Source organism: Castellaniella sp. (assembly GCF_041677825.1).
GTDB lineage: Bacteria > Pseudomonadota > Gammaproteobacteria > Burkholderiales > Burkholderiaceae_B > Castellaniella.
Genome location: NZ_JBAYPG010000016.1, coordinates 55,549 through 72,157, shown reverse-complemented (window position 1 = coordinate 72,157; position 16,609 = coordinate 55,549). Strand labels below are relative to the sequence as shown.

Here is a 16,609-nt window from a genome sequence, read left to right as displayed (position 1 = left end):
TATGGCTTTCCCCGTTTTCCCTGGCGTTGTCGTGTTCCATGTTCTAGTCGCGCAATGCCCGGTGGTTGCAATAGAACCGGAGACACGACCATGAGACACCAGAACGACCCCGGCACCTTTGACTATGTCAGCTCGTATCCGGCACCCAAAAGGGCAAGAGCATCCGGGCACAACTATGGCAACAGGCAAAAAATAATTTAGTGCGGTTTCAGGCGCCCGAAGGGCTTGCTCAGTAGCCCAAAATAAGCTTGCGCAGTAGCCCAAAATAAGTAACCCGCCGGTTTGAGGATACACTTTCGTGCATAGCCTTGGCGGGTCTTGTCGCCATCAATTATACACACTCCGTTCTCGCCACACTCAGATACACACTCCGTCAGATACACACCCCATTCACCCCACACTCAGCCCTTGGCTGTGGCGGACCCCGCCTGCAGGCGGAAGGTGGCCACCAGTTTCGACAGCCCGTCGGCCTGTTCCTTCAGGCTGGCGGCGGCGGTGGCCGATTCCTCGACCAGGCTGGCATTCTGGCGCGTGACGTCGTCCATCTGGGTAATGGCGACATTGATCTGCTCGATGCCGGCGGTCTGCTCGCGGCTGGCGGCGCTGATCTCGCCGATGATGTCCGTCACCTGGCTGATGTCCGCGACGATGCCCTGCATGCTGATGCTCGCCTGCGCGGCCTGCTCATTGCCCGTGGTCATGACACCGATGGACGATTGAATTAAGTCGCGGATTTCCTGCGCAGATGTCGCGCTGCGTTGCGCGAGCGCGCGCACCTCGCTGGCCACCACGGCAAAGCCGCGGCCCTGCTCGCCGGCCCGGGCCGCCTCTACGGCGGCGTTCAGGGCCAGGATATTGGTCTGGAAGGCGATCGAGTCGATCACCCCGGTGATCTCCGCGATTTGTTGCGATTTCTCGTTGATCTCGGCCATGGTCCGGGTCAGCTGGCCGACGATCTCGCCACCCGCACCGGCTGCGCGGGTCGAGGCCTCGGCCAGCTTGCTGGCCTGCTCGGCACTGTCCGCGCTGTGGCGCACGGTGGCCGTGATCTCTTCCATCGAGGCCGCCGTCTCGGCCAGCGAGCTGGACTGCTGCTCGGTGCGCGACGACAGGTCGAGATTGCCGGCAGAAATCTGGCTGGATGCCTGGGCCACGCTGTCGGCACCCTCGCGCACGCGGCCGATGATCTGCGTCAGGCTCTCCTGCATGCCGTGCAGGCGGTACATCAGGCTGAAATCGTCGCGGGGCCGCAGGTGGATGGCCTGGCTCAGATCCCCCTGGGCGACCCGTGCCGCCAGGGCGGCGGCGTCGGCCGGTTCGCCGCCCAGCGGGCGCAGCACGAGGCGGCTGAGGGCCCAGGCCAGCACCAGGCTGGTGAGGATGATGCTCAGCAGGCCCAGGCCGGCCGCAGTCCACTCCAGCGTGCGGATATCGTGCAGCACTTCGGCATTCGGCAGCGTGACGGCAAACGCCCAGGGCGTCTGGATGCCGGGGATCACGATCGGCACCTGGATGACCGTGGATTCCGCATGCGTGGCCGGATCGTCCAGCGTATAGGTCTGCTTCTCGCCGGCGGCGATCGTGCGCAGGGCGGCTTCGAGCTGGCCGGCGTCCAGGCCCGATTGCCCACTCAGCGTCTGGCCCACCAGCGCAGGGTCGCGGTCACCCACGTACATGCCCTGGCCCGACAGCAGGCTCGCGTAGCCGTGGTCATACAGATGGATCCCCTGGATCGTGTCCTGCAGGCTCTCCAGGCTGATGTCCACCCCTGCGGCGCCCACAAAGCGCCCCTGATCCACGATGGGCACCGAAATCGTCGTCAGCAGCACCGAATTGCCCTCGAAATCATAGGTGTACGGTTCGAGCAGCGCGTTCTTCAGCGTTTTCTTCGGGATCTGGTAGTAGTCCCCCGCGCCGGGTTTGTCATAGTCGGCCAGCACCCCCTGGGTGATCGTGGTGCGCCGGGCATCCCAGTTGAACTGCGCCAGGTAGCGCCCGCTGGCGTCCGACCGGGGCGTTGCGGCATAGTCGGCGTCGCGGCCATCGAACGCATCGGGCTCCCAGGCCGACCAGACGCCCACGTAGCCCGGGTTCTGCTGCAGAGTCTCGCGCAGCATGGCATCGGCTGCCGCGCGGCTGAACTGCCCCGAATGGCTCAGTGCCTGCAACGCGCCGGCCAGCGTGCGCGCGGTCTCCAGCCCCTGGCGCAGGATTGCGGTCGCCTCGGTACCCTGGCGCGTGGCCAGTTCAGCGGCGTGCTGCATCGCGCTGTTCATCTGATAGCCGGCCGCCTGGCGGGTCAGGATGGTGATGGTCAGCGCAAAGCCTGCCAGTACGATGGCCACCACGATCAGCGTCAGCTGGGCGCGCAGGGACATTTTTCGGGAAGTCGTTTCTCTGGGCACGTGGGCCTCCGGGCGTATTGGATTTCAGGCGGGCGATGCCCTGGGTTTCAGATGGACGCGGCCCTGGGTTTGAAGCGGGCGATGCTCTGGGGGTTCGGACTGGCAAGCTCCGGGGCGTTCAGGCGGGCAGGGCTCACGGATTTCAGGCGGGCACCGCGCGCGCCTTCCTGCCCGACTTGCCGGCCCGCGGCGGCGGCTTGCACAGGCCGCACACGTAATCGGCATCCGGGTCGTGTGCGTGGGCCACGAACAGGCCATGGCAGCGTACGCAGCGCGAGCCCTGCAACTGGCCGCTGTCGAAAAAGCGCAGCATCATCCAGGCGCGCGTAAAACTGAGCAGCGTGTGGCTCGAGGCGTGCGAGACGGGCAGCAAGTCGGCCTGCACCTGCTCCAGATACAGCTTGTAGGCCTCGACCAGCGCCTCGGTGCGCGAGGCACCGGCCTTCAGGCGCAGATAGCGATACACGTTGAAGAACACGCTGCTGTGCAGATTGGGCATCCAGGTCATGTACCAGTCCAGCGAATAGGGCAGCATGCCCTTGGGCGCCGAATGCCCGCGGATGTCCCGGTACAACCGTGCCAGCCGCTCGTAGCTCAGGCGGGTCTCGGCCTGCAGCACCTGCAGGCGCGCGCCCAGCCGGATCATCTCGCTGGCCAGGAGAATGTCGGTGGCCTCCTGTGCCACCTCCACCCGGCTCATTTGGCCAGCTCGGTCGCGGGTTCGGCCAGCCGTATGGCCGTGTGCGCCTGCTGCAGAATGCCGCCCAGCGTGCTGCTGCACAGCGTCTGCAATACCTCGGCGTCGTCCAGCCGAAAACCGCAGACCAGCGCATTGGAATGCGCCAGCCGCACCACCTGGGCGGGCGACAGGCCCAGCAGGACCCGGGCCGTCTCCTGGTCGATGCCCAGGCGATACGTGCCTGCGGCGAGATTCTCGCCCAGCAGCTTCTGCGCCAGCATCAGATAGGAAAGATTAATTTCGTAGACGTCCTGCAATACAGCGTGATTGTGTTGATACATGATGCACGTGCCGTTGCGATGGCTTGGGTTACCGAAGTGGATGGAGATCAGGGCTGCGTCTTCTGTCGGACGATTTGCCTGTCGCGTGCCTGGCTGTGCCTGACTGAACCTGGCCCGTTCGGGCCGGTTGCTCAGGGTAGCTGGCCCGGGCCGATCGCTCGGGCCAGCAGCTCAGGCTGGGGTAACCTGAATGTAATTGTTCAACAGAATGGTGAACAAGTATTGCGCGGGACAAGATTCGGACATTTCCTGACAGCCCGGCGTGCCGCCAATTACATGGCGCTCATCTGTGTCTCGGCGCGCGCCTCGGCGCGGGCCTCGAGCCGGCTGCGGCGGTATTCCGTCGGCGTCATGTCGCAATCGCTGCGCAGGTGGCGCAGCAGCAGCCGCGGCGAACCGAAGCCGGATTCCTGGGCGACCTTCTCGATACTCACATCGGGCATCTCCAGCAGGGTCTTGGCGTAGCCCAGGCGCTGCGCGAGCAGCCATTGCGAAAAACTCGTTCCGGCGATCTTGCCGAATCGGCGGCTGAACGTGCGCGGGCTGACATGCACCCGGCGGGCCAGATCGTTCACGCTGTGCATCATGGACAGATTGGCGCGCACGAAATCCATCGTCTGCAGGATGCGCCGATCCGTGCCGGCTTCGGCCAGAGGGCGCTCCACGACCTGCTGCCAGCGGCCCTCGCGGCGCGGAAAGCTGACCAGCTGGCGTGACAGGCGTGCCGCCGCCTCGGCGCCGCACAGCGCCTGCACCAGAAACAGGCAGGTGTCGATGGCCGCCGCCCCGCCGGCCGAGGTCCACACATTGTCTTCGTGCACATAGAGCACTTCGGGTTCGACGCGGATGCGCGGGAATTTTTCGGCCAGCTCTTGTGTGCGCCGCCAGTGGGTGGTGGCACGCCGGCCATCGAGCAGGCCCGTGCTCGCCAGGGCGAAGACCCCCCGGCACAGGCTCACGATCTGTGCGCCGCGGGCATGGGCGCGCAGCAGCGCAGCCTCGAGCGCCTGGGGCACGGGCGCGTCGGTGCCCGGCCAGCCCGGGATGATGATCGCCTGGGCCCGGTCGCAGATTTCCAGGTCCTGGGCGCGGCTGATGTCGAACTCGATCGTCGTGCGCACCATGCCGGGGGTCACCGTGCAGATGCGCAGATCGACCGGCGACTCATTGGAATAATTTCGGCTCATGACCATCAGCGGGCCCGCCAGGTGGAACGGGCCGAGGCCTTCGCTGACGACCATGGCCACGATGGGTGCGGCGGCGCGCGCTTGTCCCGCCGGATGTAACGAGAGACTTGCAGACATGATGGACGACTGAATGAATGACTGAACGAACAACTTGACTGGACGAACAACTGGACGGCCAGTTGAATGCACAGAACCCTGCCGCAGGCGGCAGCAACCGGATTGACCGGATTGTCAGATGAAGTTGATTCCGTGGGGCGTGTGGTCTATGAAAAAGAAACAGACCGCAAGGTGACCGATCGTTGTGCGCCAGAATGACCGCTGATATCCGATTCTTGTCCGGAAGCGACCTTGTTACACAAATTTGCGCGGATTAACGTCACATAACAATTTATTTTCATGATACAGCATTTACCCAACCCCGGGTGACGACCGATCGCGGTTGCCATCCAGTCATACAGAACCAGGTGATACATACATGCGCAGCCTAACGATCCGTGCCCGCCTTGCATTGGGCTTTGGTGTCATCATTGCCCTGATGCTGTTTCTGGCAGGCATCGGCGGCTTGCGCATGTACGATTCCAAAGAAGACAACGGTAACATCATACGCCGACAGGATATTGGCGCAATGGCCCTGCAGCTCAAGGGTGCGGTTGAAAAAAACACCGTTCTGACGGCGATGGTGGCCCAGGATCGCGACGCGGACATTCGCGTCGATTATGACGCGCAGATGGCCCGCACCACCACCGAGGCCGCGGCGCTGGTGCAGCAGCTGCAGGGCGCCGCCACCGATCCGCGCGCGGTCGAGATGCTGCAGAAGGCCATCGAGCTGCGCTCGGCATTCATCGACGGCCGCACCCTGGCCTTCGAGGCCCAGGCGCAAGGCGACCTGGCCAGCGCCCGGCGCTTTTTCACCGAAGAGATGCCGCCGCTGGTCAAGGCCTATACCGAGCAGGTCAATGCCCTGGCGACCTACCAGGGTCAGGTGATCGACGGCACGCTGCTCGATGCCGATGCCAAGATCACCACCTGGCTGTATGTGATGGGTATCGCCACCCTGCTGGCCCTGCTGTTCTCGCCCTGGTTCGCCTGGGGCCTGACGCGCTCGATCACGCGCCCGCTGGCCCAGGCCGTGGCGCTGGCCGGGCAGGTCGCGCGGCGCAACCTGGCGGTCAGGATCGAGCCGCGCGGGCGCGATGAGGTGGCGCAGCTTGAACAGGCCCTGCAGCAGATGGTCAGCGGGCTGCAAGGCGCCATGACCCAGGTGCACGAGGGCTCGCAGTCCATCGCCCTGGCCGCTGCGCAAATCACGGCGGGCAATACGGATCTCGCCTCGCGCACCGAAGAGCAGGCCGCCTCGCTGACCGAGACCGCCTCGTCCATGGAAGAAATGACCGCCACGGTGCGCCAGAACGAAGAAAATGCCCAGCAGGCCAATGGCCTGGCGGTGACCGCGGCCGAATCGGCCAGCCAGGGCGGTGACATCGTCGGCACGCTGGTGCAGACCATGGCCGAGATCAATGCCAAGTCCCGGCAGATGGCCGAGATCGTCGGCGTGATCGACTCGATCGCCTTCCAGACCAACATCCTGGCCCTGAACGCCGCCGTAGAGGCGGCCCGGGCCGGCGAGCAGGGCCGTGGCTTTGCTGTGGTGGCCAGCGAGGTGCGTGCCCTGGCCCAGCGCAGTGCCGCATCGGCCAAAGAAATCAAGGCCCTGATCGAAGCCGCCGTCAGCAGCGTGACCGCAGGCAACGAGAAGGCAGTGGAAGCGGGCACCAGCATGCAGGACATCGTGCAGGAAATCAGCCGCGTCACCGAAATCGTGCGTGAAATCAGCGCCTCCAGCCACGAGCAGACGGCGGGCATCGAGCAGATCAATGTCGCCGTCACGCAAATGGAGGACGTCACCCAGCAGAACGCCAGCCTGGTGCAGGAATCCGCTGCTGCCGCGGCCAGCCTGCAAGAGCAGGCCGACACCCTGGCGCGCCTGGTGGACACGTTCGAACTGGGGAGCCAGGCCACCCACCAGGCCACCCGGCAGGCCGCGCGCCACACAGGCGCCGAGCCCGACCCTCGGGATGCCGGCCAGGCGGCGCGCAAGAGCATCGCAGACACGGTCGGCCGCAATGCCGACCACTTTGCCGGCCGCAATGGCGCTGGGCACGGGGCTGCGGCCAGCCACGGGCACAACCCGGCCGGGGTGCGCGGCATGCCCGGCGCGCATCAGGCAACGGGTACGAACGGCAGCGCCCGCGCACCGGGCGCTGTGCACCACAGCGCGGCGCTGCGTACCCGTGGTGCGGCGCATACCAATGGCGCCGTGCGGGCCAATGGCATGGCCTACAGGCACGGCCTGGCCGGCACCGAAGACGCGTCCGATGCCGATGGTACGAGGGTCAACGGCCATTCACCAGAATGGACCGAATTCTGAGCCCTGATCGTTCGCGGTGCCCGCGCCGGCCTGGCCGGCCCTGGGCAGCGCGCCATTTTGGATGATTCAGACCCGAGCCCGGCCCGCCGGGCTCATATATTCTGCCTGCAATTATTCTGCCTGCCATTTCCATGACCCCGCTACGAGACCATGTGAAATACCGCCCCCGTCTGGCCCAGCTCATCATCCTGCAGTCCGTGCTTTCGATCACCGCCATGCTGCTGATCGCGCTTGCCAGCGCCTACGCTGCCCTGCAGGCCTGGCAAGAGGACGCCGCCGCGGCCACGAACACGGTGCTGGCCGAAGCGATTGCCGAGGAAATCGAAGGGCTGGCCGATCTCATGCACGAGTCGCTGGCCCGCGAGGCACGCAATCTGCAGGGTCTGACCGGGGCTTCGCGGGCCGCTGCGTCTGCCGCGCCCTTGCTGGCCCGCTTGCACGAATGGATGCGTTTGAGCCCGCTGTTCGAGGACGGCATCCGGATCCGGGTGAGCGCTGCAGATGGCAGCATCCTGTACCGGTTCGACTCGGGCATGCCCCCCGAAACAGGCCGCGACGTCGTCCAGAGCGGCCATGATACGGTGGCCGGCCTGGGCTGGCGCATCACCGTGCAACGGCCGCTGGCGCCCCTGCAGGCACAGCGCCTGCAGTGGGTGCAGCAGGTCCTTCTGATCGTTGCGCTGCCCTTTGGCTTCGTGCTGTTCCTCTCGGTCATGTTCCTCCGGGAAATCTCCGTGCCCCTGCGTGAGCTGGCCAGCCTCATCGACGTCACCGACCCCCTCGACGGACGGCCAACCAGCCGTGCACGGCACGCGGTGCTGTTGCGCCGCCTGCACAGCCTCTCTGGCTGGTACCAGGAAGCCTGGCTGATCAAGCAGGCCCTGCTGCGCCGCATTGACATGGTGCATGGCAGCATCCAGACCCTGCGCACCGCCGCCAATACGGATGCGCTCACCCAGCTGGGCAACCGCCGTGCCCTGGCCGAGGCACTGGACAGCCTGGCCGCCACAGCCGAGCCCTTTGGCGTCATCGCGCTGGATATCGACCATTTCAAGCGTATCAACGATTGCCATGGCCACGCCCAGGGCGACCGCGCCATCCGCCGGGTGGCCGATGAACTGCGCCGCCACGCGCGCAGCATGGACCTGGTCTTGCGCACGGGGGGCGATGAGTTCCTGATCCTGTTGCCGGGCATCGACCCCGCCGTACTGGCCGACGTGGCCCAGCGCATTGCCCGCAGCATCGCAGACGCCGATATTCTGCCGGATGACAGAATCACCGTGTCGGCCGGCGTGGCCCTGTGGGCCGCCGGCACCCCGGCGGGCGTGCTCGAGGCCGCCGACCAGGCCCTTTATCGTGCCAAGGCCGGCGGGCGCAATCGCGTGGCCGGCGCCGAGGTGGCCGACGCAGGCGACACCGATCCAGGCGCACCGGTCTAATAACGATGGATGGTGCAGAGCCTCCATGCACATCCGTTGGCGTTCATTGCCGCAGATTTCCACGTTGATACCCGACAGTTCAGGCCATCGAACCCGTGCCACGGGTGTATTATTTTCTGTTCATGGCCTGAACAGCCATGAGATGCAATCCCCGGGGGTGTCGGGCGGCGTGCCGCGGTCGATGCCCCGGTGCCAGCCGGAAAACCAGGCTCTTGCGCGTCGCCGATCGTTGCACGGCACGGCGGTAGCGTGCCAAAAATGCCTTATCATCAGCATTCCCTGCCGGCGGCCCCTCACCCGGCTCATTTCATAAGCTCGCGCTGGCGCCACATGACATCCCACTTGACTGATCCTACAGCCACCCTGGGCAAGATACACCCCGAACATTCACTCAAGCTCCTGCGCCTGCTGCAGGAACACCCCGATCTGTCGCAGCGCGAACTGGCCCGCGCGCTGGGCCTCAGCCTGGGCAAGACGCACTACTGCGTGCGCGCCCTGCTCGACAAGGGCCTGATCAAGATGCACGACTTCACGCACAGCAACAACAAGCGCGGCTACGCCTACCTGCTCACCCCGGCCGGCCTGTGCGCCAAGGCCGAACTCACCCGCGCCTTCCTGCACCAGAAGCAGGCGGAGTACGAAACCCTGAAATACGAAATCGCCGCCCTGCGCCGCGAAGTGGACGGGCAGCAGGCATGAGCCCGCAGACGGCCGACGCAAGCACCCAGGCCGAAAGCAGCGCGCAGGCCGACGGCCACGCCAGCGCCGACTGGGCGCCCCCCCCCGGCAGCCGCCTGCCGCAGCTGGTGCGCGGCTTCTGGCACCACCTGGAGCCCCGGCGCAAGCGCCAGCTGGGCCTGCTGCTCATCCTGATGGTGGGCGCATCGTTTGCCGAAGTGCTCAGCCTGGGCGCCGTGCTGCCCTTTCTGGGCGTGCTCACCCAGCCCGAGACGGTGTACGGCCACGCCTTGTTGCAGCCCCTGTGGCAGGCCCTGGGCATAGACAGCGCGCATGCCCTGCTGCTGCCTATCACCCTGGGCTTCATCGCCGCCGCCCTGCTGGCCGGGCTCATGCGCCTGCTGCTGCTGTATGCGCAGACCAAACTGTCATTCGCCATCGGCGCCGACTTCAGTTTCCAGATCTATCGCCGCACGCTGTACCAGCCCTACGCCGTACACGTGGCGCGCAACAGCAGCGAAGTGATCAGCGGCGTGACCAGCAAGGTGCAGGCCATGATCGGCCAGTTCCTGAGCCCGCTGCTGCTCATGCTGAGCAGCCTCATCATCATGCTGGCCATTCTGCTCGCCCTGCTGGCGGTGGACCCGCTCATGTCGCTGGCGGCTTTCGCGGGCTTTGGCCTCATCTACGGCGTGATCACCGTGGCCAGCCGCCGGCGCCTGGAAATCTACAGCGAGCGCATCGCCGAAAACAGCACGCAAGTGGTCAAGGTGCTGCAGGAAGGCCTGGGCGGCATCCGCGACGTGCTCATCGACGGCACGCAGGAAACCTACAGCCAGCTGTACCGCCATGCCGACATCCCCCTGCGCCACGCCCAGGCCAATAGCCAGATCCTGGGCGGCGCCCCGCGCTTCGGGGCCGAGGCCCTGGGCATGGCCTTCATCGCCATCCTGGCCTACGCCATGGCGCGCCAGGAGGCGGGCATCAGCCAGGCCATCACCCTGCTGGGTGCCCTGGCCCTGGGCGCCCAGCGCCTGCTGCCCGTGCTGCAGCAGGCCTACCAATCCTTTGTGCTGCTGCGCAGTAACCGCGACAACGTCTTCGACGCCCTGGAACTGCTCAGCCAGCCCATAGACGAGAACCTGCTGGTGCCCACACCCACGCCATTGCCGTTTGTGCGCGCCATCGAACTGCAGCACCTGGATTTTGCCTACGCCCCGCATGGGGCCCCCGTGCTGCATGGCCTGGACCTGGTCATCGCCAAGGGCAGCCGCACCGGCTTCATGGGCGCCACGGGCAGCGGCAAGAGCACCCTGCTCGACCTGATCATGGGCCTGCTCGCGCCCACCGGCGGGCGCATCTGCATCGATGGCCAGGTACTGGATGCCACCACCCGGCGCGCCTGGCAGCGGCGCATCGCGCACGTGCCGCAAAGCATTTACCTGTCGGATGCCAGCATCGCCGAAAACATCGCCCTGGGCCACCCGCCCGAGCACATCGACCGCGTGCGCGTACGCCAGGCCGCGCGCCAGGCGCAGATCGCCGAGCACATCGAAAGCCTGCCCCAGGGCTACGACACCCCCGTGGGCGAGCGCGGCATCCGCCTCTCGGGCGGCCAGCGCCAGCGCATCGGCATCGCCCGCGCCCTGTATCGCCAGGCCGACGTGATCATCTTCGACGAAGCCACCAGCGCGCTGGACAACGCCACTGAACGCGCCGTGATGGACGCCATCGACGGCCTGGGCACCGATCTCACCATCCTCATGATCGCCCACCGCCTGACCACCCTGCGCCGCTGCGACCAGATCGTCGAACTGCAGCACGGCCGAATCAAGCGCGTGGGCACGTACGATGAACTGGTACAGGTGGCGTGACGCGGCGCGTACCTTCATGACCCACTACCAGCACCCCACCGCCATCGTCGACCCTGGCGCCCAGATCGGCGCCGGTTCGCGCATCTGGCACTTCGTGCACGTGTGCGCCGGCGCGCGCATCGGCCAGGGCGTGTCGCTGGGCCAGAACGTGTTCGTGGGCAACGACGTGCGCATCGGCGACCACTGCAAGATCCAGAACAACGTCAGCGTGTACGATGGCGTGACCCTGGAAGAGGGCGTGTTCTGCGGCCCCAGCATGGTGTTCACCAACGTCTACAACCCGCGCGCGCTGATCGAGCGCAAGGCCGAATACCGCCCCACGCGGGTGCGCAAGGGGGCCACCCTGGGGGCCAACTGCACCATCGTCTGCGGGGTCACCATAGGCGAATACGCCTTCATAGGCGCCGGTGCCGTCGTGCACCGGGACGTCAAGCCCTACGCCCTGATGGTGGGCGTGCCGGCGCGCCAGGTGGGCTGGATGAGCACATACGGCGAGGCCCTGGACCTGCCCCTGGAGGGCAGCGGCAGCGCCACCTGCGCCCATACCGGTGCCGTGTACGAACTGGTCGACGGCCACTGTCAGCGCCGCTGATACGGCATCAGCCCAACCAACCGCCCAGAAACAACCCATGCAGAATCCAATAAAGAACTTCGCCCTGATCGGCGCGGCCGGCTACATCGCCCCGCGCCACATGAAAGCCATCAAGGACACCGGCCACCGCCTGGTGGCCGCGCTGGACCCCAACGATTCGGTGGGCATTCTGGACAGCTATTTTCCCGAGACGGAATTCTTCACCGAGTTCGAGCGCTTCGATCGCCACATCGACAAACTGCGCCGCGCCCCCGAGCGCGCCAACATCGATTACGTCGCCATCTGCTCGCCCAATTACCTGCACGACTCGCACATGCGCTTTGGCCTGCGCTCGGGCGCCGACGTGATCTGCGAAAAGCCCCTGGTGCTCAACCCGTGGAACATCGACGGCCTGCTCGAAATCGAGCGCGACAGCGGCCACCGCGTCAGCACCATCCTGCAGCTGCGCCTGCATCCGGCCATCATCGCCCTGCGCCAGCAGGTGCGCAGCCAGCCGCACAGGCCGCACAAGTACGAGGTGGACCTGACCTACATCACCTCGCGCGGGCACTGGTACCTGCAATCGTGGAAGGGCGACAGCAAGAAATCGGGCGGCATCGCCAGCAACATCGGCGTGCACTTCTTCGACATGCTGCACCATCTGTTCGGCGAACTGCAGGCCAACGTGGTGCACGCCAGCCGGGACACCTGTGCGGCGGGCTACCTGGAATACGAACAGGCGCGCGTGCGCTGGTTTCTGTCGGTGGACCAGGCGCACCTGCCGCCGGCCCAGCGCGAACAGGGCCAGCGCACCTACCGCTCGATCACCGTGGATGGCCAGGAGATCGAGTTCTCGGGCGGTTTCACCGACCTGCACACGCGCAGCTACGAAGAAATCCTGGCCGGGCGCGGTTTCGGGCTGGCAGAGAACCGCTGTGCGATCGCCACCGTATCAGCCATACGCCAGGCGCCTGTCGCCCCCCTGCGGGGCGACTACCATCCCTTTCTGAAACACGTGGAGCGCCAGCCATGAAGTTCGTAGACCTGGGCGCCCAGCAGGCGCGCCTGAAAACCGAAATCGACGCCGCCATCGCCCGCGTGCTGGCCCACGGCCAGTACATCCTGGGCCCCGAAGTGGCCGAACTGGAAGAATGCCTGGCCGAATACACCGGCGCGCGCCACTGCATCAGCTGCGCCAATGGCACCGACGCCCTGCAGATCGCGCAGATGGCGCTGGACATCGGCCCGGGTGACGAAGTCATCACCCCAGGTTTCACCTACATCGCCACCGCCGAAACCGTGGCCGTACTGGGCGCGCGGCCCGTCTATGTGGACGTGGATCCCGCCACCTGCAACCTGGATCCGGCTGCGCTGGAAGCCGCCATCACCCCGCGCACGCGCGCTATCATCCCGGTGTCGCTCTATGGCCAGTGCGCCGATTTCGACGCCATCAACGCCATTGCCGCGCGCCACGGCATCCCGGTGATCGAAGACGCCGCCCAGAGCTTCGGCGCGCGCTACAAGGGCCGCAAGAGCGGCAGCCTCAGCACCCTGGCCTGCACCAGCTTCTTCCCCAGCAAACCCCTGGGCGCCTACGGCGACGGTGGGGCCCTGTTTACCGACGATGACGCCCTGGCCACCCGCCTGCGCCAGATCGCGCGCCACGGCCAGGACCGCCGCTATCACCACATCCGGGTGGGCATGAACAGCCGCCTGGACACCCTGCAGGCCGCCATCCTGCTGCCCAAGCTGGCCATTCTGGATGACGAGATCGCTGCCCGCCAGCGCGTGGCCGACACCTACGCCCGCCTGCTGGCCGACGTGCCCGGCATCGTTCCGCCCACCGTGCTGCCCCACAACCAGAGCGCCTGGGCGCAGTACACCATACAGCTGGCCGAGCGCGATGCTGTGCAGGCGCGCCTGAAAGCTGCCGGCATCCCCACCGCCGTGCATTACCCCATCCCGCTGAACCGTCAGCCCGCCGTGGCCGACCCTAACGCCACGCTGCCCGTGGGCGATGCCCTGGCGCAGCGGGTGTTGAGCTTGCCCATGCATCCGTATATGGATGAGGAACAGCAGGCGCGTGTGGCGGCGGTGTTGTGACGAAATTGAACGTTGAGCCAGCGCAATCGACGATCCAGGTTTATATCATTTTGAGATGATCGCGTGCGAAAGGTGGTGATTCTTACTTCGGCATTTCCATATTTACCGGGTGAGCAGTTTCTGGAAGATGAAATACCATATTGGTCAGAAGCAGAGGGGGTTGAAGTAATACTTATGCCAGCGACTGCATCTGGGGCTGTCAGAGATATTCCAGAGGATATTGAAATTAATCTATCACTTGTTGGCAGTAGCCCTCTTTCGCGCCATCGACTAATGAAGATGCTGTGGCTGCCTCCAGCAGTAACTTCAAGGCTTTTTATTTGTGAAATTAGATATTTGTTATCATCGAATAGGTTATCCCTGAAGAATGTGCTGTATGCGTTACAAGCTTGCGCAAATGTCCTCATTTTTCAAAAGAAATTGAATAAATATATTTCTAAAGAAGGATGTATTGATATTGTATATAGCTACTGGAATGAATCTTTGGCTTATGCTGCATGCCTTTTGAAGCGGCATGGCAAAGTAGGCAGTGTGATTAGTCGTGCACATGGATTCGATCTGTATGAGAGCCGCAGGAAAACTCATTATATGGCATTAAAGCGCCAGTTTATTGCAGATTTCGATAAAATATTCCTTCTTTCAGAAGAAGCTAAGTCCTACTTTGAACAGACCTATGGAACGGCGGCGGGTATATTAGGGATAGCGCCTCTCGGTGTTCCTTTACCGTCCAAGGTATCAGCTAGAAGTCGTGCCGGGGAAGCTCATATCGTATCAGTTTCCTTTTGTGTGGCAATAAAGAGATTAGATAAAATATTAGCTGCGGTTTCCTTGTTTTCGGACTGGCATCCAGAAATTCAAGTGAAATGGACACATATCGGCGATGGACCGTTGCTCTGTGAACTAAAAAATAAATGTGCCGCGGAGGTTTTTAGTCGTCCACGTTTGAATATAGAGTTGTTGGGGCTTAAGTCAAATTCTTACGTGAAGAATTTTTACTCCATGCAACCTGTTGATGTTTTCATAAACGCAAGTGAATCTGAAGGAATGCCGGTTTCCATAATGGAAGCAATGGCGGCTGGAGTGCCCGCTATCGCACCCAACATTGGTGGCATGGCGAATCTTATTACTCATGAAAACGGCAAATTGTTAACGACTACGCCGTCTATCAAGGAAATGACTTGTGCGTTGGAGGAGATGCTCTTGGGAGATAATCAAGAGGGATTGAGGCTTAAGGCGCGAGAGCATATTTCTTCTAATTTCAATGCTACCAGAAATTATTCGAACTTCGTGTCTAAGTTGAAGGAATTGCCATGTCGGCACGGAATATAATAAAGCAAATCTTCGGCAGGACATTTAGTTTTAATTCTTATGGAGAATATGGTCCGTATCTGGAGGAGTCGCTGCTTCTATATCCTTCGGGGTGTGCAAATGACGTTAGTGTGGTTGTTAATTTCGTTGAACAGAGCTTTCCTGATAATGTTGTCGCGAACAACCCAAAAATATATGAAAAAATAGTTGACGGGTTTCAGGCGAATTTCGGTCCGGCTACGGTTGCCTGGCGTAAAATTACAAATTCTCCGCTACAGGTGGATGTTCATGTAAGGGATTTAAATTATAGTGGGCCTGTTGGATTTGTACGCAAGCTAAGGTCAATGGAGTTTTCTCGAGGTGTTGAGTGGTTTGTGCAAGTTCTGCACGAACTCGTGTTGGTACCTACATCGTATTTTTTCCCTGAACTAGCGACTATGCACGCGGCATCGATTGGGTACGATGGCGGCTGTATTTTGTTAACTGGAACAGGAGGAGTTGGGAAGTCTTCTGCGATGATTGCCGTTGCAGGGATGGATGGATTTTCATTTATTTCTGATGATATTGCCATTGTGAGTGATTCAGGGCTTGTTTATGGGAATATGGCGTGGCCAAAAATCTACGGTTACAATTGCGTCGCGAATGATATGAAAAGCCGGGTTTTAAAGAATCGAGGGATTTTTGATGTTGCTCATTTTTGGCTAAAGAATAAAATTGATCCGTCGAGCGTAAGACGTAAAATCAAACCAAACGCTTTATTTCAAAACTGGCATGCGGGTGGTAATAGTTTGTCTAATATTTGTTTCCTATTCAGGACAAATGTTTCCGATTTTGAGCTTGATGTAGTGTCGCGTGAGACGGCGGTAGATATGGCATGTCATGTCATGCTAGCTGAGTATCAGGTTTTCCATAAATATATTAATTGGGAGGAATATAATTCTCAGGCTGCTGGTTTAGTGCCAGTTCTTAGGATGGCTGATATTCTTAAGAAATGGCGTGGAATATATAAAAATATATTTCCAGATCAAGTGTATGTTCTGCGTATTCCAATGAATGTTGCTCATGCGGCCTATAATAAACAGATTGTGAAATTAATTACTGGCTTCGCAAAAGAATGATGCTCACGTCGTTTGCTTTAATGTGATGGCTATTTCATACTTTGATGATGCTGCTATGGATACTCTGATCAAGTTCTCGTTTCGGTAAAATAGACCCTATTGCTCATTTGTCGCCGTCTTCGGATCGGTACCATACACCGGATCAGTTTCTCCGATGTGGAGTTTGCCAGCCAGCGCAAGCGTACGCGCTGCGAGGTATTTCTCGAAGAGATGGGCAAGGTCGTATCTCGGCGCAGGCTCATGAGGTTGCTCGAACCGGTGTACCCGGTGTCAGTTTGGCTATACCAAGGTACGCTACTGTGGATGGCGCGCCGAGCTCTGATGCGAATGGCAGGATAGGTGCGCCCGAAAATGCACCCAAAGGCTGCCCAGGCAGATGAAATCTAGGTGAAGCGGCTGAGTTTCGGACGTTTTGTTCCATATTGCGAAAATTACGGCAAATTCTGATCGGTCAATCGGCAGCAAGGCCTCGGAACCC

Annotated in this window: 14 protein-coding genes; 10 read left to right on the top strand and 4 right to left on the bottom strand. The window is 62.2% G+C overall.

What is annotated here, in order from left to right; all coding sequences use genetic code 11:
• Nucleotides 1-401: 401 nt before the first annotated feature.
• The 4 genes from WCY17_RS08390 to WCY17_RS08375 form a co-directional block, all read right to left on the bottom strand.
• The gene (locus tag WCY17_RS08390) at nucleotides 402-2,405 is read right to left on the bottom strand and encodes a methyl-accepting chemotaxis protein (protein WP_372701729.1); all 2,004 of its coding nucleotides are present in this window, start codon (nucleotides 2,403-2,405) and stop codon (nucleotides 402-404) included.
• Between the two features lie 142 nt (nucleotides 2,406-2,547).
• Nucleotides 2,548-3,105, bottom strand: a complete 558-nt coding sequence (gene flhC / locus WCY17_RS08385) for a flagellar transcriptional regulator FlhC (RefSeq protein ID WP_372701728.1) — start codon at nucleotides 3,103-3,105, stop codon at nucleotides 2,548-2,550.
• Nucleotides 3,102-3,425: a flagellar transcriptional regulator FlhD gene (flhD, locus tag WCY17_RS08380; protein ID WP_372701727.1), complete on the bottom strand. Its 324-nt coding sequence runs from the start codon at nucleotides 3,423-3,425 to the stop codon at nucleotides 3,102-3,104. The genes flhC and flhD overlap by 4 nt, the downstream gene beginning before the upstream one ends.
• 272 nt (nucleotides 3,426-3,697) lie before the next feature.
• Nucleotides 3,698-4,729 carry a GlxA family transcriptional regulator gene (locus tag WCY17_RS08375; RefSeq protein ID WP_372701726.1) on the bottom strand — a complete coding sequence of 344 codons (1,032 nt, stop codon included), beginning with the start codon at nucleotides 4,727-4,729 and terminating at the stop codon, nucleotides 3,698-3,700.
• A 66-nt stretch (nucleotides 4,730-4,795) separates the two neighbouring features.
• Between WCY17_RS08375 and WCY17_RS08370 the strand changes: the two genes are divergently transcribed.
• The 10 genes from WCY17_RS08370 (at nucleotide 4,796) to WCY17_RS08325 (ending at nucleotide 16,131) form a co-directional block, all read left to right on the top strand.
• Nucleotides 4,796-4,927 carry a hypothetical protein gene (locus WCY17_RS08370; protein WP_372701725.1) on the top strand — a complete coding sequence of 44 codons (132 nt, stop codon included), beginning with the start codon at nucleotides 4,796-4,798 and terminating at the stop codon, nucleotides 4,925-4,927.
• Nucleotides 4,928-5,087: 160 nt separating this feature from the next.
• The gene (locus WCY17_RS08365) at nucleotides 5,088-7,040 is read left to right on the top strand and encodes a methyl-accepting chemotaxis protein (RefSeq protein WP_372701724.1); all 1,953 of its coding nucleotides are present in this window, start codon (nucleotides 5,088-5,090) and stop codon (nucleotides 7,038-7,040) included.
• A gap of 131 nt (nucleotides 7,041-7,171) precedes the next feature.
• Nucleotides 7,172-8,479, top strand: coding sequence for a diguanylate cyclase domain-containing protein (locus tag WCY17_RS08360; protein WP_372701723.1), 1,308 nt, complete (start codon nucleotides 7,172-7,174; stop codon nucleotides 8,477-8,479).
• Nucleotides 8,480-8,821: 342 nt separating this feature from the next.
• Nucleotides 8,822-9,178, top strand: coding sequence for a MarR family EPS-associated transcriptional regulator (locus tag WCY17_RS08355; protein WP_372701722.1), 357 nt, complete (start codon nucleotides 8,822-8,824; stop codon nucleotides 9,176-9,178).
• On the top strand, nucleotides 9,175-11,031 hold the full coding sequence (locus tag WCY17_RS08350) for an ABC transporter ATP-binding protein (protein WP_372701721.1): 1,857 nt from the start codon (nucleotides 9,175-9,177) through the stop codon (nucleotides 11,029-11,031). The genes WCY17_RS08355 and WCY17_RS08350 overlap by 4 nt, the downstream gene beginning before the upstream one ends.
• 16 nt (nucleotides 11,032-11,047) lie before the next feature.
• On the top strand, nucleotides 11,048-11,623 hold the full coding sequence (locus tag WCY17_RS08345; protein WP_372701720.1) for an acyltransferase: 576 nt from the start codon (nucleotides 11,048-11,050) through the stop codon (nucleotides 11,621-11,623).
• A gap of 49 nt (nucleotides 11,624-11,672) precedes the next feature.
• Complete coding sequence (locus tag WCY17_RS08340; RefSeq protein ID WP_372701731.1) at nucleotides 11,673-12,635, top strand: Gfo/Idh/MocA family protein; 963 nt, start codon at nucleotides 11,673-11,675, stop codon at nucleotides 12,633-12,635.
• Nucleotides 12,632-13,705 carry a DegT/DnrJ/EryC1/StrS family aminotransferase gene (locus tag WCY17_RS08335; protein ID WP_372701719.1) on the top strand — a complete coding sequence of 358 codons (1,074 nt, stop codon included), beginning with the start codon at nucleotides 12,632-12,634 and terminating at the stop codon, nucleotides 13,703-13,705. The genes WCY17_RS08340 and WCY17_RS08335 overlap by 4 nt, the downstream gene beginning before the upstream one ends.
• 63 nt (nucleotides 13,706-13,768) lie before the next feature.
• Nucleotides 13,769-15,034: a glycosyltransferase gene (locus tag WCY17_RS08330; RefSeq protein WP_372701718.1), complete on the top strand. Its 1,266-nt coding sequence runs from the start codon at nucleotides 13,769-13,771 to the stop codon at nucleotides 15,032-15,034.
• Nucleotides 15,016-16,131 (top strand): hypothetical protein, encoded by a 1,116-nt coding sequence (locus WCY17_RS08325; RefSeq protein ID WP_372701717.1) that lies wholly within the window; start codon nucleotides 15,016-15,018, stop codon nucleotides 16,129-16,131. The genes WCY17_RS08330 and WCY17_RS08325 overlap by 19 nt, the downstream gene beginning before the upstream one ends.
• The last annotated feature ends 478 nt before the right edge of the window (nucleotides 16,132-16,609 follow it).

Excerpts from the sequence above, each read along its gene's own strand:
- flhC (WP_372701728.1), bottom strand. The coding sequence starts at position 3,105 with ATGAGCCGGGTGGAGGTGGCACAGGAGGCCACCGACATTCTCCTGGCC.
- flhD (WP_372701727.1), bottom strand. The coding sequence starts at position 3,425 with ATGTATCAACACAATCACGCTGTATTGCAGGACGTCTACGAAATTAAT.
- WCY17_RS08375 (WP_372701726.1), bottom strand. The coding sequence starts at position 4,729 with ATGTCTGCAAGTCTCTCGTTACATCCGGCGGGACAAGCGCGCGCCGCC.
- WCY17_RS08370 (WP_372701725.1), top strand. The coding sequence starts at position 4,796 with ATGCACAGAACCCTGCCGCAGGCGGCAGCAACCGGATTGACCGGATTG.
- WCY17_RS08365 (WP_372701724.1), top strand. The coding sequence starts at position 5,088 with ATGCGCAGCCTAACGATCCGTGCCCGCCTTGCATTGGGCTTTGGTGTC.
- WCY17_RS08360 (WP_372701723.1), top strand. The coding sequence starts at position 7,172 with ATGACCCCGCTACGAGACCATGTGAAATACCGCCCCCGTCTGGCCCAG.
- WCY17_RS08350 (WP_372701721.1), top strand. The coding sequence starts at position 9,175 with ATGAGCCCGCAGACGGCCGACGCAAGCACCCAGGCCGAAAGCAGCGCG.
- WCY17_RS08345 (WP_372701720.1), top strand. The coding sequence starts at position 11,048 with ATGACCCACTACCAGCACCCCACCGCCATCGTCGACCCTGGCGCCCAG.
- WCY17_RS08335 (WP_372701719.1), top strand. The coding sequence starts at position 12,632 with ATGAAGTTCGTAGACCTGGGCGCCCAGCAGGCGCGCCTGAAAACCGAA.
- WCY17_RS08325 (WP_372701717.1), top strand. The coding sequence starts at position 15,016 with ATGTCGGCACGGAATATAATAAAGCAAATCTTCGGCAGGACATTTAGT.